Source organism: Salmonella sp. HY31 (genome assembly GCF_042604575.1).
Classification (GTDB): Bacteria; Pseudomonadota; Gammaproteobacteria; order Enterobacterales; family Enterobacteriaceae; genus Salmonella; species Salmonella diarizonae.
Window position 1 is genome coordinate 344890 of sequence record NZ_CP170479.1, and the last position, 22926, is coordinate 367815.

Below are 22926 nucleotides of genomic sequence, written 5' to 3' on the forward strand. Positions count from 1 at the left end.
GGCGTCTCCTTCACATCAGCGAGGGGATCAGACGGCGGTAGTCGTTCAGGGACGGATGGCGCGTATATTGCTTTTCCGCCTGGCCGGAATCGGGATTCGTCACGCCAAGACAGTAGCGAATACCAAACCGGGCGGCGGCGTCGAGAATCGGTTCGCTGTCATCGATAAACAGAGTTTTCTCTGCGCTTATTCCCGTTTCCTCAGCGACAGCGCGCCATAACCGCTGATCCTCTTTGGGATAACCAAATGTGTGGGTGGAAAGTAATAAATCAAGGTGTGAGGCCAGACCGGTATGCTCCAGCTTCACCGCCAGGTTATGTGGATGTGCATTGGTGAGCAGAATCCGACGTTTTCCGCTGGCTTTTAACGCATTCAGAAACGGCACGGTATCGTCGCGTAAAACGGCGCGCGGCCCTTGCGCCGTCGTCATGGCGCAAATATCCAGACCCAGGCGCTCGCTCCAGTAATCCAGACAGTACCAGTTTAGCGTATGCTGTACGGCATGATACTGCTGGCGAATATATTTCTGCGCGTCCTGCGGCGAAATACCCTGCTGCGCACCGTAGGTTTCCGGTACCAGCTTTTGCCAGAAATAGTTATCGAACGCGAGATCGAGCAGGGTGCCGTCCATATCCAGCAAAACGGTATCCACGTTTTGCCAGTCAATATCAATATGCATGGGGAACTCCAGGGTAACGCAATTTGCGCGACAGGGTAGCATACCCTGCCGCACGGCGGCGTTATCAGATGAGATTTTCCGGAGAGATGGTTAACCTGGGATTGAGGCAGCTTTCATAGTATTCCTGGATGTCCGCCATACGGGTACGGTGGCGTTGATAACGTCTGAACGCCTGAACGCCGTTATAGACCGCGCTCACTATCATTGCCAGCATCAGTAGTGTGGTGCCGAGGTAACGCCACCAGCCGGATTTATCGGGTATACGATGCAGGCCGATATGCTGTGTGCCATTGGCATCGGTATACACGCTGGTGACAATTCCCTCGGCGCTAAATGGCGTTTGCATTAGCGTTTGCGCCAGACGCTGGAAAGCGCTCCACTGTTCCTGCGCGGGATAGTCGTACAGCGACGTTGACGGCCAGGCCTGATCGACCAGTTCGCTGCCTTCATCGCTGACGATCAGGAATCCGCCGGGAGCGGGGCTATTCAGCGACTGGGCGGCGCGCGCGGTCTCGCGAGAAATAAACGGCGCCGTTGAGGTCGTGACCAGATTTTCCAGCGATTCTGCGCTTACGGGGCGTAGCAGCACGTTGACGCCGTCCAGTTTGCCGGCGTTCGCGCGTTTCACCAGCGCGTTCCAGTCCTTACTGTTACCGAGATTAACCAGCGCATTTTTCAGGCGCACGCACTCGTCTTCCGCCGCGCACAAATCAGCGGTTTTCAGAACAATATCGCCAAAGTCATCTAATAATACCATGCCCGATTTTTGTATCGCGGAGCGTAAAGATGCGCTTACGCGCGAGTCGTCTTCGGGTTTTGGATGGAGCTGACGATTTACCGCCTGGCTTAGCGCCATCGCTTTATTCACCAGGTCTGATTCCGGCAGCGGTAGCGCAGGCGCGTCGTTCCAGATGATTTGCGAGCAATCGAACGGCATAAACGGTGAGTTAGACTGCCCGCTCCAGGTCGTGCCGGAATGAATATTACACATTCCTTTACCGCTCAGGTGCAGCGTATCGCCCACCCGCACGCCAGCCTCTTCAAGCTGTTTTACCGTTGTTGCCTCAATGGTTTGCGCGCCTTTCATCCACGATAGCGTGAACTTGATTGGCATATCCAGCGGGATCCAGAACAGCAGCATAAACAACACCAGCAGCGAACCGATAGCAATAACAGTGCTGCGTAACCAGTGCTGCAACGGGAAGTTTTTGACTTCATCATGCAGGGATAAAAACCGGCCCTGGCGGGCGACATGACGATCAAGGTAAATATCGATATCCGTTTGTTGCCCAAGATCCTGCGTAATGTAAGGTTGCCAGTGGGCAGGGTAAATAAGGTCGATGATGCCCAGGGAAATATTGTTAATCTGCTCCTGATTATTCTCCCCAAACAGTCCCCAGCGGCGGGGCGTTCCCCGCAAACAGTGAATTTCCCGCAGCGCGCTTTTCGACGGCGGCGCAAAAAGTCCCCAAAGTCCGGCTGCCAGCAGTAGGATCGCGCCGCCTATCATCCACGGTACAAAAACATCCGGCGTTATCAGACAGAAAAAGAATAAGAAAAAGGAGGTAACAATTAATAATGCTTCGCGCAAGCCGGCCGGGCGGCTGAGCGCATATTCTTCGTGGGTCTCCTGACGGATGTTCAACAGCTCGATCTGCTCGCTCTCTTCGCCGCGAATCGACGCCTGCGTAGAGGCCGTATTCTGTAGCGCGTAGCCGCGCGACTCCTGCATATACTCTTGCAGCGTATGGCCGTTTAAAGAGATCACCAGCGGCAGCGTATCCGTAAGGATTAGCTCAACGTTGTTTTCATCATTGATGTACTGTTCCCAGAAAGGTGGCAGATGGACTTCGACGGAGTCGAGGTAGTAGCGCCATTTATTGGGATCGTCAGTGGTAATGCCGTAGCGGGTGATGGAGTGGGTCAGTATCACGACACTGTTGCTTTCCGCGTTTAGCGTCAGCGAGATGGGCGCAGCGCTGGCGCCTGTCGGCCCCGGAACTTGCTGGATCTGGCTAAGGTTATCGAGATAGTTTTCTACCGCGCTGCGCTCTTCAGGCAACAGTTTACGCGTTTGCGCGTCCTGAAAGGCGCTGATCCACGGTAAACTCCCTCGTCTGGACTTTACCCGGAACCGCCATACTGCCAGTAGAGAGCAGGCCAGCAAAGCAGCTATAAAAATCAGAATGGTGCCCATGCTTTCCCCATCTTACTAAGTCTGTCAGGCGTGGTCAGTCGCACCCTGTCCAATAAACATTTTTCTGTGGTTGGCTATCGGCAAGCGTGGAGTTGAACTTGAGCATTGTAAAGCGCATCCCAGTGAAGGCAAATCATAGCAATACCACCAAAAACGAAATATCAGCAAATTCCTGGAGTTATTTCAACCTATTGACTTTTAATTTGAAATAATAATTAATTTTTATTACGTTACATAAATGTAAATAAACGGCAATTCGCATTGCCGAAACCGTGCTGTATATCGCACAATGACCACAGATTTCACTGCAAAGATTCTCACAATGAGCAAATCATTACAAAAACCCACCATTCTGAAAGTAGAAACCGTCGCACAATCCCGACTGTTTAACGTAGAAAGCGTGGATCTGGAGTTCAGCAACGGCGTGCGTCGCGTGTATGAACGTATGCGACCATCAACCCGTGAGGCGGTAATGATTGTGCCGATCGTTGATGAGCATCTGATTCTTATTCGTGAGTATGCGGTGGGAACCGAGTCCTATGAACTGGGCTTCTCGAAAGGATTAATAGACCCGGGCGAGACCGTTTTTGAAGCGGCGAACAGGGAGCTCAAAGAAGAGGTTGGGTTTGGCGCGTATAACCTGACCTTCTTAAAAAAACTCAGCATGGCGCCCTCTTATTTTTCCAGCAAAATGAATATCGTGGTGGCGGAAGACCTCTATCCAGAGTCGCTGGAAGGCGACGAGCCTGAACCATTGCCGCAGGTACGCTGGCCGCTGGCGCATTTAATGGATCTGCTGGAAGACCCCGATTTTAACGAAGCCCGCAACGTCAGCGCGCTGTTTCTGGTACGCGAGTGGTTGAAAGCGCAGGGACGGATTGCCTGATGGCGCAGCGTTTATCAAGCCAACGGAAAGTTCGTCTCCCTGTTCGCCGCCATCCGGTAAACACAATAAAAATGGCGCCGGAGCGCCTTTTTTGATCAGAACAGTTCGTGTGTTTCACCATTATCAATAATGGTGGTTCCCACCTCATGCACCGCCTGCTGTGTCGGCTGCGTGCCTTCGATGAAATACTCTTCACGGCTGTTACCGCCGTTCGCCAGTTGTCCGGTACTGCGGTCGATATTTACCGTGACGATGCCCGGCGGCGGCGTTAGCGGCTGTTCCGGCACGCCTTCCAGCACGGCTTTCATATAGGCGTCCCATGCAGGTTGCGCGCTCTTGGCGCCGCCCTCATAGCCGGATATTTGATCTTTGATCGCGCCGGAAGCAGTGGTGCGGCCTAAATCACGGCGGTGATCGTCAAAGCCGATCCATACGGATGTGACGACGCCAGGACCATAGCCGGAGAACCATGCGTCTTTCGAGCTGTTGGTCGTACCGGTTTTGCCGCCGATATCGCGACGTTTAAGGTCGCGCGCCGCACGCCAGCCGGTACCCATCCAGCCGGGTTCGCCGAAGATATTGGTGTTCAGCGCGCTTTTTATCAGAAACGCCAGCGGCGTATTGATCACATGCGGCGCGTATTCCTGCGTACCGTTTTGCGCGACCAGCGCCTGGTTTGCCTGTTCCAGCTTAGGCATCGGTACGGCGCTGTTTTGTTGCTCTTGCGAAACCGCGACCTCTTCCACATTGGTGTTTTCCAGCACGTTGGATTTCTGCGTATTGCCGTAAATGACCGGGATATCGCACTCCGGGCAGGCGATTTTCGGTTTCGCTTCGAAGATCACGCCGCCCTGATCGTTCTCAATCTTGCTGATGAAATACGGGTCGATTAGAAAACCGCCATTCGCCATCACCGCATAACCGCGCGCAACCTGCATCGGCGTGAAGGAGGCGGAGCCCAGCGCCAGCGATTCGGTATGTACAATATTCTGCGCCGGGAAGCCGAAGCGTTGCAGATACTCCGCCGCATAGTCGACGCCCATTGCGCGCATGGCGCGTACCATCACCACGTTTTTCGACTGCCCCAGCCCCTGGCGTAAACGAATCGGTCCGGCGTATTGCGGTGGGGAGTTTTTCGGACGCCAGTCTGAACCTGCCCCGGCGTCCCAGCGGGAAATCGGCACATCGTTGAGCATACTGGCGAGCGTCAGTCCTTTATCCATTGCGGCGGTGTAGAGGAACGGTTTGATGTTCGACCCCACCTGACGCAGCGCTTGCGTCGCGCGGTTAAATTTACTCTGATTAAAATCGAAACCGCCGACCAGCGCCAGTACCGCGCCGGTTTGCGGGTTAAGCGAAACCAGTGCGGAGTTCACTTCCGGTACCTGCGCCAGCCACCAGTCGTTATCCACCTGACGAACCCAGATTTGTTGGCCTGTCTGGACGACATCGGTAACTTTACGCGGCGTCGGCCCCTGCTGCGTATCCGAGCGGTAAGGCCGCGCCCAACGCATCCCTTCCATACGTAGCGAAACGGACGTACCGTCGGCAAGCGCAGCGGTCGCCTCTTGCGGATTAGCGCTGGTGACCACGGCGGGAAGCAACGGTCCGTAGGTCGGTAACGCCTTCAACGTATCGGTAATTTTTTTACTGTCCCACGCCGTTTCGCCCACTTTCCATAGCACATTCGCCGGGCCGCGATAACCGTGGCGCATGTCATAGTCCAGCACGTTATTACGCACAGCCTGTTGTGCGGCCTGCTGCACTTTGCGGGTGATGGTCGTGTAAATACGATAACCATCTTCGTAGGCGCTTTCGCCATAACGGTTATACATTTCCTGGCGCACCATTTCCGACAGATAAGGCGCGGAGAAGGCGATTTCCGGCGCGTGATAATTTGCGTCGATAGGCTCGCTACGGGCCTGATCGTACTGCGCCTGAGTGATATATCCCTCGCTTAACATTCGCGAGAGCACTACGTTACGGCGCGCCGTCGCCCGATCCATCGAGTAGAGCGGGTTAAAGGTAGAAGGCGCTTTAGGTAGCCCGGCGATGACCGCCATTTCGCTTAAGCTAAGCTGGTCGACCGTCTTACCAAAGTAGACCTGCGCCGCCGCGCCAACGCCATAGGCGCGGTAGCCGAGATAGATCTTGTTCAGATAGAGTTCGAGGATCTCATTTTTATTCAGCAACTGCTCAATACGAATCGCCAGAAACGCTTCCTTGATCTTGCGCATCAGCGTGCGTTCGGGGCTAAGGAAGAAGTTTCGCGCCAGTTGCTGGGTAATGGTACTTGCTCCCTGCGATGCGTGACCGGAGAAGAGCGCGACGCTGGCCGCGCGGAAAATACCTACCGGGTCAACGCCGTGATGCTCATAAAAGCGGCTATCTTCGGTCGCGATAAAGGCGTTGATCATTTCCGGTGGAATTTGATCGAGCGTAACGGGAATACGGCGTTTTTCGCCATATTGCGCGATAAGTTCGCCATCCGCGCTGTAAACCTGCATCGGAATTTGCAAACGCACATCTTTCAATGTCGCGACGTCAGGTAGCTGCGGCTCAATATAGCGATAAAGGCCATAAATCGAGCCTGCTCCCAGCAGGATGCAACATACTGCAAGGATCAATAAATACTTTACGAACTTCACTGGAGATTTCCCATTTAGTGTCATTTGGGCAGTTTATAAACAAACGCGCGGTAGTATAAAGGCAAGCCAGACGCATTGATATACCCGTTAACGCGACGGGTGATAAGGAGATCGACCGTTATGGCTTTTAAAACCTGGCAAATAGGATTGCATATTCAGCAGCATGAAGCGCTGGCCATCGCCGTTGTTCGCGGCGCATCAGGCTGGTCCCTGCAACGTTGGTGGCGACTGCCGCTGATGAACGCCTCTACGGCAGAGGGTACGATTCCTGACCCGCAATCGCTGGCTCACGTACTGCGGTCCTGGAGCCGCGAGCTACCGCTACGTCACCGTATTCACCTCTCTTTTCCCGCCAATCGGACATTACAACGCGCTTTTCCGCATCCGCCGATGCGCCTGCGGGAACGTGAGCAAGTCGCATGGCTTGCACAAACGATGGGGCGTGAGCTGGATATGGAACCAGACTTATTACGTTTCGATTTTCAGGACGATGCGCTGAGCCCTGCGTTCAACGTTACCGCCGCACAAAGCAAAGACATTTCAGCGCTGTTAACGCTGGCGCAAACGCTCAATGTGCGCATCGCCGCCGTGACGCCCGATGCCTGCGCGTTACAGCGCTTACTGCCGTTTATACCACCGGGGCGGCAATGTCTGGTCTGGCGCGATGAGAGCCAGTGGCTGTGGGCGATGCGCTATGCGTGGGGGCGTAAATCGGCGCGAGAGGCGACGACGCTGCATGACCTTGCCGCAACGTTATCCGTCATGCCGGAACATATTTCGTTATGCGCCGAAGGCGAATTCGACCCCTGGCGCGCCGTTATCGTCCGTCAACCGCCGGTTCCGCCGGACGGTTATCGCTTTGCGATTGCGCTGGGTTTAGCCATGGGGGAGATACGCTGATGGCGCATTCTGTCAATTTGCTCCCCTGGCGACGCCAACATTACGTGGCGCGTCTGCGGCTGTGGTGCGTGGTATGGGGCGCGTCCCTGCTGCTGATAGCAAGCCTCGCGACGATCGCCCGGTTGGCTTTTTGGCAGGAGGGGAGGATTAACGAACTGCTACTGACGGCGGAAAACGGGCGCACGATGGCGCTTGCGGCGAACATGCCGCAGTTACAGCAGCGTCAGCGGCAGCAACAGGCGCGATTACTACGTCAGGCGCAGCGTGAACTGACGCAAGCCTGGCAATCTATCTTGATCGATCTTGCCAACCTGTTGCCGGATCAGGCATGGCTGACAAGCCTCAATTATCAGCAAGAGACGCTAGAGCTGGAAGGGTTGGCGAGAACGTTTGACGCCCTGCTCACGCTTGAGACATCACTTCGTCACTATGTCAGTTTTCCGCTAAACCGCACGGGCGCCACGCGGCAGGATGCGCAAGGGCGCTGGCAGTTCCATTATCAGTTAACGAGGAGCGCCGCCCGTGAACGCGTTCTTTGATATCTGGTACGGGATGTCGCGCCGTGGTCGGGTTTTTTGTTGGTGTGCAGGCGTGCTGTGCCTGACGCTGACGGTCACGTTATCTGTGGGCTATCCCGGCTGGAAGACGCTGGATACGCAACAAACGCGGTTAAGCCAGCAGCGCGAGGCCGCCCGGCAACAGTGGCGTCATCTGCGCCGTCTGAGCGTCGCGGCTGAACCGCTTTTCGGGGGCACCGTTGAAAATCCGCGTCCTTTTTCGCCGTTAGATTTCCAGGCGCCTCCCCTGCGTTTGCTGCACTGGCAGCCATCGGCGCAGGGGGGAGAAATGGCGCTGAAAACGTCCTGGGATGCGGTGCCGTCACTGTTTGTCCGGTTGGCCGAAAGCGAGATGAGCGTAAGTCGGTTTTCATTGCGTAGGGAGGGGGCGGAATTATTGATGACGCTGCAACTGGAGCGCCTGGCGAATGAAGGCTAGCCGCAGTGTATTGCTCTGTTTTTGTTTGCTGACGTTGACGGGAATACGCGATCCCTTTCGCCCGCCGGAGGACCGCTGCCGGATAGCGGAACTCTCGCAGTGGCGGTATCAGGGCGCGGTGCGTAAAGGCGAGCGATGGATCGGCATTCTTAAAGACAGTCAGCAAAAATGGCGGCGAGTGGAAGAGGGGCAGAAGCTGGAAAACGGCTGGACGATTGTCCGCCTGACGGCGCAAACCTTAACGTTAACGACCGGTAAAAATTGTGCACCGCCGCAGTGGCGGTGGCTACGTCAGGGAGCGGACAATGAAGCGATGGATAGCCATAATACTGATAGTCTTGATGCCCGCCGCGCAGGCGGGAAAAGCGGCGAAAGTGACGCTGGTGGTTGACGACGTCCCTGTGGTGCAGGTTTTGCAGGCCTTAGCTGAACAGGAACGGCAGAACCTGGTGGCGTCGCCGGACGTCAGCGGCACGTTATCGCTGCATCTGACGAATGTGCCGTGGAAACAGGCGCTACAGACGGTGGTCGATAGCGCGGGGCTGGTGCTGCGTCAGGAAGGGAATATTCTCTATGTGCATTCGCAGACCTGGCAGAAAGAACACAGCGCGCGCCAGGAGGCCGAGCGATTAAGGCTTCAGGCTAATTTACCACTGGAAAACCGCAGCATTAGCCTGCAATACGCCGATGCCGCCGAACTGTCGAAAGCGGGCGAGAAACTCCTGAGCGCGAAGGGAACCATCACGGTAGATAAGCGCACCAACCGTCTGCTGTTGCACGATAACCGCGCGGCCCTGGCGGAGCTGGAAAAATGGGTATCGCAAATGGATCTGCCGGTGGCGCAGGTGGAGCTGGCGGCGCATATCGTCACCATTAACGAAAAGAGTCTCCGGGAGCTGGGCGTAAAGTGGACGCTGGCTGATGCCCAGCAAGCGGGAGCGGTGGGCGACGTGACGACGCTTTCCAGTGATTTATCCGTCGCCGCCGCCACCTCACGCGTAGGATTTAACATCGGGCGCATTAACGGACGCCTGCTGGATTTGGAACTGTCAGCGCTGGAACAGAAGCAGCAGTTGGATATTATCGCCAGCCCCCGGCTGCTGGCTTCGCATCTGCAGCCGGCCAGTATTAAGCAAGGCAGCGAAATTCCTTATCAGGTCTCCAGCGGCGAAAGTGGCGCGACATCCGTTGAATTTAAAGAAGCGGTGCTGGGAATGGAGGTGACGCCCACCGTTTTGCAAAAAGGACGCATCCGCCTGAAGTTGCATATCAGCCAGAATGTTCCCGGTCAGGTACTACAACAGGCCGACGGCGAAGTGCTGGCGATAGATAAACAGGAAATTGAAACGCTGGTAGAGGTAAAAAGCGGCGAGACGCTGGCGCTGGGCGGTATTTTTTCGCGAAAAAATAAATCGGGTAGCGATAGCGTGCCGCTGTTGGGGGATATCCCCTGGTTTGGTCAGCTCTTCCGCCATGACGGCAAAGAGGACGAGCGACGCGAATTAGTGGTGTTTATCACCCCCAGACTGGTTGCGGCAGAATAATTTATGCATAAAAAAGCGCTGTTTTTGTACTGAACGCGTCTCAGGGATTTGACGTGCGGATGTATTTAGCATACAAGGAGTACCGATTTGAGAGTCGTGCTTTTCGTTGCTTACGCATTGATAAATGCGCTTTGCCTTGCCGAAGGTGTGCATAAGACCGATGATAAACGGCTGAATGTCCGCTGATGCAGACTTATTGGTTCTGCGGATTGCACACAATTGTTTGAAAGTAGAGCAATTTGTAGGCCGGATATGTTGTTCTGGCCGCCGTCCGGCAACGCTAACTCGGGTTTTGCAACAATCAGGCTTGGTGATTTATTCAGTTGCCAAACCCGCTTGAGTATTGAGATAATTTTCAGTCTGACTCTCGCAATATCTTATGAGGTTTCAGTTCATGTCCTGCTGCGCTGGGTGTCTGTGAAGCGGGTTTACCATTAACGAATAGTCTTAGTAGTACCGAAAAAATGGCAGAGAAACGCAATATCTTTCTGGTTGGGCCTATGGGTGCCGGAAAAAGCACTATTGGGCGCCAGTTAGCTCAACAACTCAATATGGAATTTTATGATTCTGATCAAGAGATTGAGAAACGAACCGGAGCTGATGTGGGCTGGGTCTTCGATGTTGAAGGTGAAGACGGCTTCCGTAATCGTGAAGAAAAAGTTATCAACGAATTGACGGAAAAACAGGGTATTGTGCTGGCAACCGGCGGTGGCTCTGTAAAATCGCGTGAAACGCGTAACCGTCTTTCCGCGCGTGGCGTCGTGGTTTACCTTGAAACGACCATCGAAAAACAACTGGCGCGCACGCAGCGTGATAAAAAACGCCCGCTGTTGCAGGTTGAAGCGCCGCCTCGCGAAGTTCTGGAAGCGCTGGCCAACGAACGCAATCCTCTGTACGAAGAGATTGCCGACGTCACCATTCGCACCGACGATCAAAGCGCTAAGGTTGTGGCAAACCAGATTATTCATATGCTGGAAAGCAACTAATTCAAGCAGAATACGCTGGGTAAGCGGGTACAAGTAACTAAGGTGGATGTCGCGTCATGGAGAGGATTACAGTCACTCTCGGGGAACGTAGTTACCCGATCACCATCGCGGCTGGTTTGTTTAACGAACCAGCTTCATTCTTGCCGCTGAAATCAGGCGATCAGGTCATGTTAGTGACCAACGAAACCCTGGCGCCGCTTTATCTGGACAAGGTTCGCGGCGCACTCGAACGGGCGGGCGTTAACGTAGACAGCGTGATTCTTCCTGACGGCGAGCAGTATAAGAGCCTGACGGTGCTGGATACGGTGTTTACGGCGTTACTGAAAAAACCGCATGGTCGTGATACCACGCTGGTCGCACTGGGCGGCGGCGTGATTGGCGATCTCACCGGTTTTGCGGCGGCCAGTTACCAGCGAGGCGTTCGTTTCATCCAGGTACCAACCACCCTACTGTCGCAGGTTGATTCCTCCGTGGGCGGGAAAACCGCCGTCAACCATCCCCTTGGCAAAAACATGATTGGGGCGTTTTACCAACCCGCTACTGTGGTCGTCGATCTTGATTGCCTGAAAACGCTTCCTGCACGCGAACTGGCATCGGGGCTGGCAGAGGTGATCAAATACGGCATCATACTCGACGCGGACTTCTTCACCTGGCTTGAGGGTAATCTGGATGCGCTATTGCGTCTGGATGGCCCGGCGATGGCGTACTGTATTCGTCGTTGTTGTGAGCTGAAGGCGGAAGTTGTTGCCGCCGACGAGCGTGAAGCGGGCTTACGTGCTTTACTGAATCTTGGACATACCTTTGGCCACGCCATTGAAGCGGAAATGGGATATGGCAATTGGTTACATGGCGAAGCCGTTGCCGCAGGTATGGTGATGGCTGCGCGCACGTCCGAGCGTCTGGGACAGTTTAGTTCTGCTGATACGCAGCGCATCATCGCTCTGCTCGAACGGGCCGGGTTGCCTGTCAACGGCCCTCGCGAGATGTCCGCGCAGGCCTATTTGCCGCACATGCTGCGAGATAAAAAAGTGTTGGCGGGGGAGCTGCGTTTAGTGCTTCCGCTGGCCATAGGGAAAAGTGAAGTACGCGGCGGAGTGTCGCACGAAGTCGTTCTTAGCGCGATTGCTGACTGTCAGCAGGCGTAACAACAAGAAAGGTCAGACTGATATTGCGTAGATGTCAGTTTTTTAGCTTCAGGTTATGTGCAATGTCGTAAGCATTAACCTTTGAGTGGGGTGTTAAATGGATGAATTCAAACCAGAAGACGAGCTGAAACCCGATCCCAGCGATCGTCGTACTGGTCGTTCTCGTCAATCTTCAGAACGCGATAATGAGCCGCAGATCAACTTTGATGACGTTGATCTGGATGCTGACGATCGCCGTCCGACGCGTGTGCGTAGAGCGCGTAGTGAAGAACCTGAAGTCGAAGAAGAGTACGAATCCGATGAAGACGATACGGTGGATGAGGAGCGTGTAGAACGCCGTCCACGTAAGCGTAAAAAAGCGGCCCATAAGCCAGCCTCTCGTCAGTACATGATGATGGGCGTTGGCGTACTGGTGCTGCTACTGTTGATTATCGGTATCGGTTCCGCGCTGAAAGCCCCCTCAACGTCTTCCAGCGAGCCGTCGGCTTCTGGCGAAAAGAGTATCGATCTTTCCGGTAACGCCGCCGATCAGGCTAATGCAACCCAGCCTGCGCCGGGTACCACCTCCGCAGAGCAAACGGCGGGCAATACGTCGCAGGATATTTCGTTGCCGCCGATTTCTTCAACGCCGACGCAGGGACCGTCGCCCGTGGTCGCTGACGGTCAGCAGCGCGTGGAAGTGCAGGGCGATCTGAATAATGCGCTGACGCAGAATCCTGAGCAGATGAACAACGTTGCGGTGAACTCTACGTTGCCGACAGAGCCTGCAACCGTCGCGCCAGTTCGCAATGGTAGCGCGTCGCGTCAGGCGGCAGTTAGCGAACCTGCCGAACGTCATACCTCGCGTCCGGAACGTAAACAGGCCGTCATTGAACCTAAGAAACCGCAAACAACGGCGAAAACCACGACCGCGGAACCGAAGAAACCGGTCGCGCCAGTGAAACGCACGGAACCGGCAGCGCCAGCCGCGACGCCGAAAGCGACGGCAAGCGCCGCGCCGGTACAAACCGCGAAGCCAGCGCAAGCCTCGACGACGCCTGTCGCAGGCGGCGGGAAAAGCGCCGGCAACGTTGGCGCGTTAAAGAGCGCGCCATCCAGCCACTACACGTTGCAGCTCAGTAGTTCTTCAAATTACGACAACCTGAATCGTTGGGCGAAGAAAGAGAACCTGAAAAATTATGTGGTATACGAGACGACGCGTAATGGACAACCGTGGTATGTGCTGGTAACCGGAGTGTATGCTTCGAAAGAAGATGCTAAACGCGCAGTGTCCACGCTGCCTGCTGATGTGCAGGCGAAAAATCCGTGGGCAAAACCGTTGCATCAGGTTCAGGCCGATCTGAAATAATCCAGGCTGTGTCCTGCAATTGCCTGTGAGTGTCGCTGACAGCTATTTTTGTTCAGGACAGGCGCGAGGGGCGCATTTGCTACCGCCAAATGCGCCGTAAAGCAACGCGGCACAGCCTAAAGCGCAGGATGCTGTCGGAGCTTTCTCCACAGCCGGAGAAGGTGTAATTAGTTAGTCAGCATGAAAAAAAATCGCGCTTTTTTGAAGTGGGCAGGGGGAAAATACCCTCTGCTTGATGATATCAAACGACATTTGCCAAAAGGCGAGTGCCTGGTCGAACCTTTTGTGGGTGCCGGATCGGTGTTTCTTAACACCGACTTTTCTCGTTATATCCTCGCCGATATCAACAGCGACCTTATTAGCCTCTATAACATCGTGAAGTTACGTACCGACGAGTACGTACAGGCTTCGCGCGAGCTGTTTATGCCTGAAACTAACCAGGCTGAGGTCTATTACCAACTCCGCGAGGAGTTCAACACCTGCCAGGACCCCTTTCGTCGGGCGGTACTGTTTTTATATCTGAATCGCTACGGTTATAACGGACTCTGTCGCTATAACTTACGCGGGGAATTTAATGTACCGTTTGGTCGTTATAAAAGACCTTACTTCCCGGAAGCGGAGTTGTACCACTTTGCAGAAAAGGCGCAGAATGCGTTCTTTTACTGTGAGTCATACGCAGACAGTATGGCGCGTGCGGACAAGTCGTCGGTGGTCTATTGCGATCCTCCTTATGCGCCGTTGTCCGCCACGGCTAACTTCACAGCGTATCACACCAATAGTTTTAGCCTGACGCAACAAGCGCATCTGGCGGAAATCGCTGAGAATCTGGTCAGTAACCGGATACCGGTGCTCATTTCCAACCATGATACGGCGCTCACGCGCGAGTGGTATCAACTCGCAAAATTGCATGTCGTCAAAGTTAGACGCAGTATAAGCAGCAACGGCGGCACACGTAAAAAGGTGGACGAACTGCTGGCTCTGTACCAACCAGGAGTCGCAGCGCCTGCAAGAAAATAATTCTCAAGGAGAAGCGGATGAAACAGTATTTGATTGCCCCCTCAATTCTGTCGGCTGATTTTGCTCGCCTGGGTGAAGACACCGCAAAAGCGCTGGCTGCCGGTGCTGATGTTGTACACTTTGACGTCATGGATAACCACTATGTGCCGAACTTGACTATCGGCCCGATGGTGCTGAAATCCCTGCGTCAATATGGTATTACCGCGCCTATTGATGTCCACCTGATGGTCAAGCCGGTCGACCGTATCGTACCCGATTTTGCCGCCGCTGGCGCGAGCATCATTACTTTTCACCCGGAAGCCTCCGAACATGTTGACCGCACGCTACAACTGATCAAAGAACACGGCTGTAAAGCGGGGCTGGTATTCAACCCGGCAACGTCGCTCAGTTATCTCGATTACGTAATGGACAAACTGGATGTGATCCTGCTGATGTCTGTGAATCCTGGCTTCGGCGGTCAGTCTTTTATTCCGCAGACGCTGGATAAGCTGCGCGAAGTGCGTCGCCGGATTGATGCGTCTGGCTACGACATTCGTCTGGAAGTGGACGGCGGCGTGAAGGTGAACAATATCGGCGAGATCGCAGCAGCAGGTGCGGACATGTTTGTTGCGGGGTCGGCGATTTTCGATAAGCCTGATTACAAAAAAGTGATTGATGAAATGCGCAGTGAGCTGGCAAAGGTAAGTCATGGATAAGTTGCAAAATATTCGGGGCGTCGCCTTTGATCTTGACGGTACGCTGGTGGATAGCGCGCCGGGGCTTGCCGCGGCGGTGGACATGGCGCTGTATGCGCTGGAACTGCCGATCGCGGGCGAGGAGCGCGTGATTACCTGGATTGGTAACGGCGCAGATGTATTGATGGAGCGCGCGTTGGCCTGGGCTCGCGAGGAACGTGCCGCGCTGCGTAAGACGATGGGTAAACCGCCCGTTGATGAAGATATTCCTGCCGAGGAACAGGTACGCATTCTGCGTAAACTGTTCGACAGGTATTATGGCGAAGTGGCGGAAGAGGGCACCTTTTTATTTCCGCATGTCGCCGACACGCTGGGCGCGCTGCACGCCAGCGGATTGTCATTAGGTCTGGTGACGAATAAGCCGACGCCGTTCGTCGCGCCGTTGCTTGAGTCGCTTGATATCGCCAAATACTTTAGCGTGGTTATCGGCGGCGATGATGTGCAAAATAAGAAGCCGCATCCGGATCCGCTGTTGCTGGTGGCAAGCCGACTGGGCATGATGCCGGAGCAGATGCTTTTTGTCGGCGATTCGCGTAATGATATTCAGGCTGCAAAAGCGGCGGGCTGCCCTTCGGTTGGCCTGACATACGGCTACAATTATGGCGAAGCGATCGCTCTTAGCGAGCCGGACGTCATTTATGACAGTTTTAACGATCTTTTGCCCGCACTTGGGCTTCCGCATAGCGATAACCAGGAAATAAAAAATGACTAAGCCCATCGTTTTTAGTGGCGCACAGCCCTCAGGTGAATTGACCATTGGCAACTATATGGGGGCATTGCGTCAGTGGGTAAACATGCAGGATGACTATCATTGCATCTACTGCATCGTAGACCAACATGCTATTACCGTGCGTCAGGACGCGCAGCAGCTACGTAAAGCGACGCTGGATACGCTGGCGCTGTACCTGGCATGTGGTATTGATCCTGAAAAGAGCACTATTTTCGTTCAGTCCCATGTGCCGGAACACGCGCAGCTTGGCTGGGCGCTGAACTGCTATACCTATTTCGGCGAGCTGAGTCGTATGACGCAGTTTAAAGATAAATCTGCGCGCTATGCGGAAAACATTAATGCCGGTCTGTTTGATTACCCGGTGCTGATGGCCGCTGACATTCTGCTGTACCAAACCAATCTGGTGCCGGTAGGCGAAGATCAGAAGCAGCATCTGGAGCTGAGTCGCGATATCGCCCAGCGTTTTAATGCGCTGTATGGCGATATTTTCAAAGTACCGGAACCGTTTATTCCGAAATCCGGCGCGCGCGTGATGTCGCTGCTGGAGCCGACGAAGAAAATGTCCAAATCGGACGATAACCGTAATAACGTGATCGGTCTGCTGGAAGATCCGAAATCGGTAGTGAAGAAAATCAAACGTGCGGTCACTGACTCCGACGAGCCGCCGGTAGTGCGTTATGATGTGAAAGAGAAAGCGGGTGTCTCTAACCTGCTGGATATTCTTTCCGCCGTGACCGGTCAGAGCATTCCTGAACTGGAAAAACAGTTTGAAGGTAAAATGTATGGTCATTTGAAAGGCGAAGTGGCGGAGGCGGTTTCCGGAATGCTGTCTGAGTTGCAGGAGCGCTATCACCGTTTCCGCAACGACGAAGTGTTCTTGCAGAAGGTGATGAAAGACGGGGCGGAAAAAGCCAGCGCGCGTGCGGCCGAAACGCTAAAAGCGGTTTACGAAGCCATTGGCTTTGTGGCGAAACCGTAACGGTTATTGCCTGCCCGATGGCGCTAGCTTATCGGGCCTACAAACGAGCGAAGTTGGACAAGGCACCTGCGCTGTACCGTTTATCAGGCCTGTAAAAAACCGGGAAATCCCGGTTTTTTTGTATCTGCGCAGTCGTTTCTATTATTGATCGGCAGCCGGGCCGCAACCGCCAATAATTTTAGAAATAGAAATTGCAGGGTGCAGCAAATAATCGTAGCTACAGTTGTTTTTTTTGTTTTCAATATGACCCGTACAGGCGGTGAGCGTCGCCAGAACCCCTGCCACAATGGCAGTTTTTACAAATTTGAACATATCAAAATCCTTGTTGAATAAAAGGGATATTATTTATGGGATAAATATAATGTCTATTTAGCGTATATTACGATAGCAATTAATAAACCATACAGGTAGTCCAAATAAGGACTTCATCTTTACCAGAAAATATGATTTAAACAGGACCGCTTAATAATAAGCGGCCTGTATTAGTGTTCTATAATGTCGTTTATTTAACGAAATGTTTTCTTAACGTTAAGCATAAAGCCTTTATCGCTGATACTGTCTTCCTTCCACTGGTATGCGTCCAGATGCAGCGCGGTATCATTGCTGCTGTATTTCACGCCGATGGTTGCTTGTCCATTAACGCCGCCGCCTTTTTGACCGTCATCCACGCTGAACGATTGACCCGCCGCGCCCTGTAATGACGCCGTGCGCTGGCTCTTGTTGTAGCTCAGGTTCGGACCGCCTTCCAGAGTGGCGGTGGCGCTCCAGCCATCTTTCCCGGTATAGTCCAGATTCAGACCGACAAGGGAGTCCACTGCCGTTTCGTTGCCAGAGTTCATTGACAGGTTAAAGTCTCCGGCGCTGCGCTCTTTGTAGCCGTCTTCCATAGTGTGACGGAATTTCACACCAGCATACGGCGTCACTTTCAGCGCATCGTCCATCAGAGAGAAGGTTTTTGCGCCTTCACTACGGAATTCCATGTACTGCTGACGCGCATCGGAATCGGCGACTTTGTTGACATCGCTATAGTCAACAGAACGGCTGCTGTCGAGGTTATGCACGTCATAGCGCAGGCTGTTATTCCAGGCCAGGCCTTCACCAAACGCCATGTTATGTTTCAGACCGAAGAACTGACTGTAGCCGCCGGTCAGGCCGTTATCGCCCGCTTTTTGCGAACCGTCGCCATCAAGACGAGCAATACCGTACTCCAGCGTCAAGTTCTGGCTTGCGGTCAAATCCAGCGTCTGGCGCAGCGCCAGCATGTCGTACTGGGTATCATTGCCCAGTTCGGCACGCGGATCGCCTTTCGCCACCACGTTGAATGCCAGGCCATCTTTAATTTGCGGCGCGGCATCGGCCAGCATAGTAAAGCGATTACTGAGAATACGGGCCTCGCGGAAGACGGTGGTCGCCTGGCTGCCGCTGATTTGTTTAAGGGCGTTGTTCAGTTCGGCGGTGGTGCCGACGTTGAGGCTGGTGTACAGCTCATTATTGGTATAACCTGCATCCAGCGCCTGCGCGACGTCAGAAACGCTGCTGTCGGTGGCGACATCGGCATAGGCGTTTTTGGTCATCGTGACATCAACGTTGCCGCTGCTATCCGTACTCCCCTGCGCGTTCCAGACCACAGTGGTGGACTGGATTGCGCCTGCATCCGATAGGTTGCTGCCTTCAACGACGTTATCAAACGTGATGGTGGTGTCGGCAGTACCTGCGGTAAAGCCGGTATTAATCTCCACGCCGTCCAGACTGGCGTTGCTCACCATTAGCTTACCCGCGTTGCCGTCGGCACTGGTGCCGACGATATAACCGGAGAGATTGTTAGTCCCTGATGACGTTGAGATGTCGCCGGTCGCCATCGTCGTAGTGCTGTCGTCAATGGTAGGTTCGGTTGGCGCGGTGAAATCAACATAATGTACTTCGGTGCCGGCGCCGTATTCACCGCTACCTTCGATGGTTTTATCATTCTGTTTGATAAAGCCGGAGCCCGTTACGCTGTCGTCGATATAGACCGTACCGTTGTTGACGATATGACCGTTGCTACCTAACTGGCTGAAGGCGTATGAGTTATTGGCATAGATGTTAATGGTACCGTTGTTTTCAATTACCGCATCGGCTTTGGCGTCTGATTCCAGTTGCATCCCAATCATGCCAGTCTGTTCAGTACCTTGAGTCCCCACATTAATGGTGCCGTTGTTGACCATCTTCGCGCTACCGTGCGCCGACATCGCCACATTGCCGGTTTTATCAATGTTGATAGTGCCGTCGTTGATGGCTTTACTGCCGCCGTTATTTTTTGAGGTAGTAATCTGCCCGTTAATAACGCCCGTTGTCCCGTTATACAGAGTATGACCGCTGCCGCCAGTAGCGATATCGGCATCGCTGTTGACCGTTCCCCAGTTGTTGAAGGTCCCGGACCATAAGCCATTGTCCTGTAGCGTCATGGTGCCGCCTTCAAGGTTATTAAGCGTACCGCCTTTGTCCACTGAACCGTTTTTAATGACCCCGGCATTGTTAACGGTGGCGGCAGCGGTGAACGTCAGTTTATCTACCTCGCCGCCTGCATTATTGTTCAGCACGGCGCTGCCGGATGCTCCTTCCCATGATGTCACGGTACCCGTGTTGCTCATGGCGCTAGACCACTGAGTCACCGTGTTCATGGAACCGCTGTTATTAATGATGGAACCACCCACGGTAGTGCCGGTTTCCCCGGTCACGGAGCCGGTATTATTGAAGACGCCGCCATCGACAGAAACCGTTCCCGTCGTCCCATCGTTGGTGTAGGTTCCCCCGGTATCAATGCTGACGCTACTGATATTGCCGGTGGATTCATTGGTGACGTCGCCATAATTTTTAATGGTGACGTTGCCGCCGATGATGGTGCCGGCATTCGTGATATGGATGATATCGGTCGCCATCGGATCGGTAATGATAGCCTCGCCGGTCCGTGTTTCCCCCTCCGCCGTAATAACGTCGCCATCTTTGAACGCGTCAGAGATGTTGCTGTCCGTTGGGTTATATTCATCACTGTCCTGACAGTTATTCTCTATACAGATGGTGCCATAGTTAACGACCAGGCTGCTGCTGTCGGCGAGGAACGGCTTGCCGAAACTGGCGTCGATATTAATAGTGCCAGTGGTGTCGTTAATGACCGTACCGCCGTTTAATGCCGCCATGCCGACCAGTTGGTTTTCATCGGCTTGCGTGACGCCTTCATCTGCCGTCAGCGTAATTGTGCCCTGGTTAATCGCGGTGCCGCCGTTGAGCGCCATCATGCCGAACCCGGCATTATTGACGGTGATAGTGCCGGTATTGGTGGCGGTGGCGTCGCCGTTACCCGAATCCGTTGAGCCAGCAACCATACCTGCACTGGTTATATTGAGGTTTGCGGGCTGCCAGAATGTTTTACTGGTAATGTTGCCCGCATCATCCAGCGTCGGGACGAAACCGTCGAGATAAATATCACCGGCATTGCTCGCAGTACCTTTGGCGGCTGAAACGCCGTATACACCCGCGCCCTGAAGCATAATTGTCGCCCCGGCGTCATTGCTGACTTCGCCATAGTTGTACGCCAGCATCGCGTAATAGGTATTACCGTACCATTTCAGTGGGTACACCGATATGCCGCCGCTATCGAACGGTTTCTGATCGGAGAGCAGTGTGATATTGCCGCCTGCCTTATTTTCGCTGACGGAACCTGTATCCCCGGCGATGATAATGCCCGCGCGGGTAACGCCGTTATTGAAATTATCCTTTGTCCAGGCGGTGATAGCGCCGCTGTTGGCGACATGCGCGCCATCACGCGCCATCAACAGTTGCGCAGCGCCATTGTCGTTGATAGTGCCCTGGTTCTCAATATCGGAATCCGCCCCGGAGGCGACTAACAGCGCGTTGTAGTCAACATACCCGGAGCCCAGGAAGTTCATGTCGATATCGACGCTGGAGTTTTCGTCCAGCACCAGTTGGCCGCCGTTCTGTACCTTCGCCAGCATCACGTTCCCGCCAATTATAGTGGTTAAGTCTGCGGTAGAGTGGCCGCTCAGCGTGACTTTGCTGTTGCCGTTAATATTAATGGCTTGGATAGCACTGTTTTCATCATTTGTGGAGCCGGTGGCTGTAATGTTAAGACCACCGGTGATGTTCACATTGTTATCATCACCCTGGATGTCCAGACCCGTAATGTCCTGGGTCTGGCCGGCGACATTGCTAAGATCGCTGGCGTTGAGATTCAACGTACCGTCAAGCGTCACGTCATTGTTATTCCCGGTGATGGCAATACCGTTGAGTGGGATCTCATCAGAAATTAGCGAGTCCTGGGCGTAGCTGGCGCCAACGTTGACGTTACCCAGGATATTTACCGCGTTATCGCTGCCGCTGACATTGACGCCAGTGGCCCCCTGGAAGACGCCGTCACTGTCCTGCACCGAGTCGACGTTGATGTCGCCGCTCAGATTAACGTCTGACTCAGTACCGCTGACCAGAGCGCCCGTACCGTTGAGACTGACGTCTATGTCGCCTTTGTTGGTGAGGGTGTTTTGTTCTCCCGCCACCACAAAACCAGTCGATCCCTCGTCATGCACGGTGATGTTGCCGTTGTTGGTCAGCGTCACGCCCTGACCGTTGGTAATAATGCCCATCGCGCCATTGGTCACCAGCAGGTCGCCGTTCTGAGTCAGTTTGGCGTTATTGCCGTCAATGACGGCGACGGTTGAGCCCGCACCGTCTACATGCACATTACCGGCGTTCATCATGCGGGCGTTGTCGCCCTTAATGTGGGTGCCCGTAGCGCCATCGGTAATCGTCTGGTCGCCAGCATTGACCACATAGGCGTCGTCACCCTCAATGTACAGCCCGGTAGAGCCTGCTCCACGGGTGGTGGAATTACCCGTATTATCGACAATTGCGCCATCGCCGACGATCTTTGCCCCGGTAGCGCCATCGGAGACCTCTAACTCACCATCGTTGATGAGACGCGTGTTATCGCCAAGAATAATCAAACCTGTGGAACCCTCACCGCTAATGGTGGAGGTACCGGTATTATCAATGATGGTTCGGTTACCATCGATAACCATACCCGTTCCACCTCCACTGACGTTGATATTGCCGGAAAGCGTGGTACTTGAGTTGCTGCCGGAAATCAAGGCGCCGATGGCGCCGTCAACCGACGTACCGCCTGAAATCGTGTTGGTGGTGTTATCGCCGGTAATCACCAGACCGACTGCGCCGTCGCTAACAATGGCGTCGCCGGTGAGGGTATTGGTGGTTTTATCGCCGGAAATGATAACGCCGGTTTTGTTAGCGCCGCTTACGGTCATTCCGCGATCGGTAGCGTGGGTCTCGTTATCCCCAGTGGTCACCTGCGTCTGGTCATCAGCAAGGATCAGATATCCCCGGCTGTCATACTTCCAGTACAGACCGTTTTCCTGAGTACCTTCAATGACGGCAGCGTTATCGTCTGTGACATTCCAGCCGGAGACATTCAGCGTCTTACCGCTAAGGGTGGTTAACTGCCATCGCTCGTCTTGTTTGGAATAACTTAGCGTTGCCGGGCCGAGATGTTTGCCGTTATCCAGCTTAATATCATTGAAACTCAGCGTGTCCGCGCCTCTGTCATCAGTGACGCCGTTACTGTAGGATATGATAGAGGTATCATCAGGAGGTGTTGGTGTGACATCGCCGCCATCATCCGACGGTGTCGGAGAAACAGTGTGATGCGAGTTGCCATCACTGTCACTATTATGCACGCCCAGTGCGACACTGGCTGCCAGTGCCGCAATACCGCCAGCCGCCCATCCCCAGTGATTATCCTGCTCTACTTTAGTAATAAGACATTCGGCGGGCAATTTTTCCCTCTCAGCCTGAGATAATGAGGAAATATTAGTGGGACATTTATTATCATCGTCGGTATTATCGGCAGCCATAGCGGGGTAATAAGAGGTTTGCAGGGCAAGCGCAATACCAATAGCCAGGAGTTTTTTCCTTTGCATAGGTTATCATTAATTAAACTGGGCGTATAAAGAAAACGTGATTTACATTTTGTCAGAAAGGTCAGTTTATAGTTTGGACTCTGCGTATCCAAAATTGCTTCGTTTGTTAAGGAATTAATAAGTATTTGCCTGGCTAATTACTGGAGCACG

General features: G+C 53.9%; 18 protein-coding genes. 13 read left to right on the forward strand and 5 right to left on the reverse strand.

Annotated elements, in window-relative coordinates; genetic code table 11:
• Positions 1–10: 10 nt before the first annotated feature.
• The gene (gene yrfG / locus ACE15A_RS01550; protein WP_023247867.1) at positions 11–679 is read right to left on the reverse strand and encodes a GMP/IMP nucleotidase; all 669 of its coding nucleotides are present in this window, start codon (positions 677–679) and stop codon (positions 11–13) included.
• A gap of 64 nt (positions 680–743) precedes the next feature.
• Positions 744–2876, reverse strand: coding sequence for an intracellular growth attenuator protein IgaA (gene igaA / locus ACE15A_RS01555; protein ID WP_053507964.1), 2133 nt, complete (start codon positions 2874–2876; stop codon positions 744–746).
• 322 nt (positions 2877–3198) lie between these two features.
• Between igaA and nudE the strand changes: the two genes are divergently transcribed.
• Positions 3199–3762 (forward strand): ADP compounds hydrolase NudE, encoded by a 564-nt coding sequence (nudE, locus tag ACE15A_RS01560; protein WP_023176215.1) that lies wholly within the window; start codon positions 3199–3201, stop codon positions 3760–3762.
• 95 nt (positions 3763–3857) lie between these two features.
• Here nudE and mrcA read toward each other — a convergent pair whose 3' ends face one another.
• Positions 3858–6410, reverse strand: a complete 2553-nt coding sequence (gene mrcA / locus ACE15A_RS01565) for a peptidoglycan glycosyltransferase/peptidoglycan DD-transpeptidase MrcA (protein WP_023247869.1) — start codon at positions 6408–6410, stop codon at positions 3858–3860.
• Positions 6411–6530: 120 nt separating this feature from the next.
• Here mrcA and ACE15A_RS01570 point away from each other — a divergent pair, with 120 nt between their 5' ends.
• The 12 genes from ACE15A_RS01570 (at position 6531) to trpS (ending at position 16789) form a co-directional block, all read left to right on the forward strand.
• Complete coding sequence (locus ACE15A_RS01570; RefSeq protein WP_053507963.1) at positions 6531–7310, forward strand: hypothetical protein; 780 nt, start codon at positions 6531–6533, stop codon at positions 7308–7310.
• The gene (locus ACE15A_RS01575) at positions 7310–7849 is read left to right on the forward strand and encodes a PilN domain-containing protein (RefSeq protein ID WP_053507962.1); all 540 of its coding nucleotides are present in this window, start codon (positions 7310–7312) and stop codon (positions 7847–7849) included. Before ACE15A_RS01570 ends, ACE15A_RS01575 begins: the two co-directional genes overlap by 1 nt.
• Positions 7833–8306: a hypothetical protein gene (locus ACE15A_RS01580; RefSeq protein WP_053507961.1), complete on the forward strand. Its 474-nt coding sequence runs from the start codon at positions 7833–7835 to the stop codon at positions 8304–8306. The genes ACE15A_RS01575 and ACE15A_RS01580 overlap by 17 nt, the downstream gene beginning before the upstream one ends.
• Positions 8296–8697 (forward strand): HofP DNA utilization family protein, encoded by a 402-nt coding sequence (locus tag ACE15A_RS01585; RefSeq protein ID WP_053507960.1) that lies wholly within the window; start codon positions 8296–8298, stop codon positions 8695–8697. The genes ACE15A_RS01580 and ACE15A_RS01585 overlap by 11 nt, the downstream gene beginning before the upstream one ends.
• On the forward strand, positions 8612–9850 hold the full coding sequence (gene hofQ / locus ACE15A_RS01590) for a DNA uptake porin HofQ (protein WP_053507959.1): 1239 nt from the start codon (positions 8612–8614) through the stop codon (positions 9848–9850). Before ACE15A_RS01585 ends, hofQ begins: the two co-directional genes overlap by 86 nt.
• Positions 9851–10314: 464 nt before the next feature.
• Positions 10315–10836, forward strand: a complete 522-nt coding sequence (aroK, locus tag ACE15A_RS01595; RefSeq protein ID WP_000818621.1) for a shikimate kinase AroK — start codon at positions 10315–10317, stop codon at positions 10834–10836.
• Between the two features lie 56 nt (positions 10837–10892).
• Complete coding sequence (gene aroB / locus ACE15A_RS01600; RefSeq protein ID WP_023247874.1) at positions 10893–11981, forward strand: 3-dehydroquinate synthase; 1089 nt, start codon at positions 10893–10895, stop codon at positions 11979–11981.
• Positions 11982–12078: 97 nt separating this feature from the next.
• Entirely contained in the window at positions 12079–13329 is a 1251-nt protein-coding gene (damX, locus tag ACE15A_RS01605; protein ID WP_023247875.1) for a cell division protein DamX, read from the forward strand.
• 180 nt (positions 13330–13509) lie between these two features.
• Positions 13510–14346, forward strand: coding sequence for an adenine-specific DNA-methyltransferase (gene dam / locus ACE15A_RS01610; RefSeq protein ID WP_023247876.1), 837 nt, complete (start codon positions 13510–13512; stop codon positions 14344–14346).
• Between the two features lie 17 nt (positions 14347–14363).
• Positions 14364–15041, forward strand: a complete 678-nt coding sequence (rpe, locus tag ACE15A_RS01615; RefSeq protein WP_000816286.1) for a ribulose-phosphate 3-epimerase — start codon at positions 14364–14366, stop codon at positions 15039–15041.
• Entirely contained in the window at positions 15034–15792 is a 759-nt protein-coding gene (gph, locus tag ACE15A_RS01620; protein WP_053507957.1) for a phosphoglycolate phosphatase, read from the forward strand. The genes rpe and gph overlap by 8 nt, the downstream gene beginning before the upstream one ends.
• The gene (gene trpS / locus ACE15A_RS01625; protein ID WP_000165559.1) at positions 15785–16789 is read left to right on the forward strand and encodes a tryptophan--tRNA ligase; all 1005 of its coding nucleotides are present in this window, start codon (positions 15785–15787) and stop codon (positions 16787–16789) included. Before gph ends, trpS begins: the two co-directional genes overlap by 8 nt.
• A gap of 141 nt (positions 16790–16930) precedes the next feature.
• Here the strand turns inward: trpS and ACE15A_RS01630 are convergent, their stop codons facing one another.
• The gene (locus ACE15A_RS01630; RefSeq protein WP_023247879.1) at positions 16931–17101 is read right to left on the reverse strand and encodes a YhfL family protein; all 171 of its coding nucleotides are present in this window, start codon (positions 17099–17101) and stop codon (positions 16931–16933) included.
• Between the two features lie 194 nt (positions 17102–17295).
• A complete protein-coding gene (locus ACE15A_RS01635; protein WP_129382344.1) occupies positions 17296–22776 on the reverse strand; it encodes an autotransporter outer membrane beta-barrel domain-containing protein in 5481 nt (1826 codons plus the stop codon).
• Positions 22777–22926 lie beyond the last annotated feature (150 nt).

Excerpts from the sequence above, each read along its gene's own strand:
- ACE15A_RS01585 (WP_053507960.1), top strand. The coding sequence starts at position 8,296 with ATGAAGGCTAGCCGCAGTGTATTGCTCTGTTTTTGTTTGCTGACGTTG.
- ACE15A_RS01575 (WP_053507962.1), top strand. The coding sequence starts at position 7,310 with ATGGCGCATTCTGTCAATTTGCTCCCCTGGCGACGCCAACATTACGTG.
- ACE15A_RS01635 (WP_129382344.1), bottom strand. The coding sequence starts at position 22,776 with ATGCAAAGGAAAAAACTCCTGGCTATTGGTATTGCGCTTGCCCTGCAA.
- igaA (WP_053507964.1), bottom strand. The coding sequence starts at position 2,876 with ATGGGCACCATTCTGATTTTTATAGCTGCTTTGCTGGCCTGCTCTCTA.
- rpe (WP_000816286.1), top strand. The coding sequence starts at position 14,364 with ATGAAACAGTATTTGATTGCCCCCTCAATTCTGTCGGCTGATTTTGCT.
- trpS (WP_000165559.1), top strand. The coding sequence starts at position 15,785 with ATGACTAAGCCCATCGTTTTTAGTGGCGCACAGCCCTCAGGTGAATTG.
- damX (WP_023247875.1), top strand. The coding sequence starts at position 12,079 with ATGGATGAATTCAAACCAGAAGACGAGCTGAAACCCGATCCCAGCGAT.
- dam (WP_023247876.1), top strand. The coding sequence starts at position 13,510 with ATGAAAAAAAATCGCGCTTTTTTGAAGTGGGCAGGGGGAAAATACCCT.
- yrfG (WP_023247867.1), bottom strand. The coding sequence starts at position 679 with ATGCATATTGATATTGACTGGCAAAACGTGGATACCGTTTTGCTGGAT.
- hofQ (WP_053507959.1), top strand. The coding sequence starts at position 8,612 with ATGAAGCGATGGATAGCCATAATACTGATAGTCTTGATGCCCGCCGCG.
- gph (WP_053507957.1), top strand. The coding sequence starts at position 15,034 with ATGGATAAGTTGCAAAATATTCGGGGCGTCGCCTTTGATCTTGACGGT.
- ACE15A_RS01570 (WP_053507963.1), top strand. The coding sequence starts at position 6,531 with ATGGCTTTTAAAACCTGGCAAATAGGATTGCATATTCAGCAGCATGAA.
- ACE15A_RS01630 (WP_023247879.1), bottom strand. The coding sequence starts at position 17,101 with ATGTTCAAATTTGTAAAAACTGCCATTGTGGCAGGGGTTCTGGCGACG.
- nudE (WP_023176215.1), top strand. The coding sequence starts at position 3,199 with ATGAGCAAATCATTACAAAAACCCACCATTCTGAAAGTAGAAACCGTC.
- aroB (WP_023247874.1), top strand. The coding sequence starts at position 10,893 with ATGGAGAGGATTACAGTCACTCTCGGGGAACGTAGTTACCCGATCACC.
- aroK (WP_000818621.1), top strand. The coding sequence starts at position 10,315 with ATGGCAGAGAAACGCAATATCTTTCTGGTTGGGCCTATGGGTGCCGGA.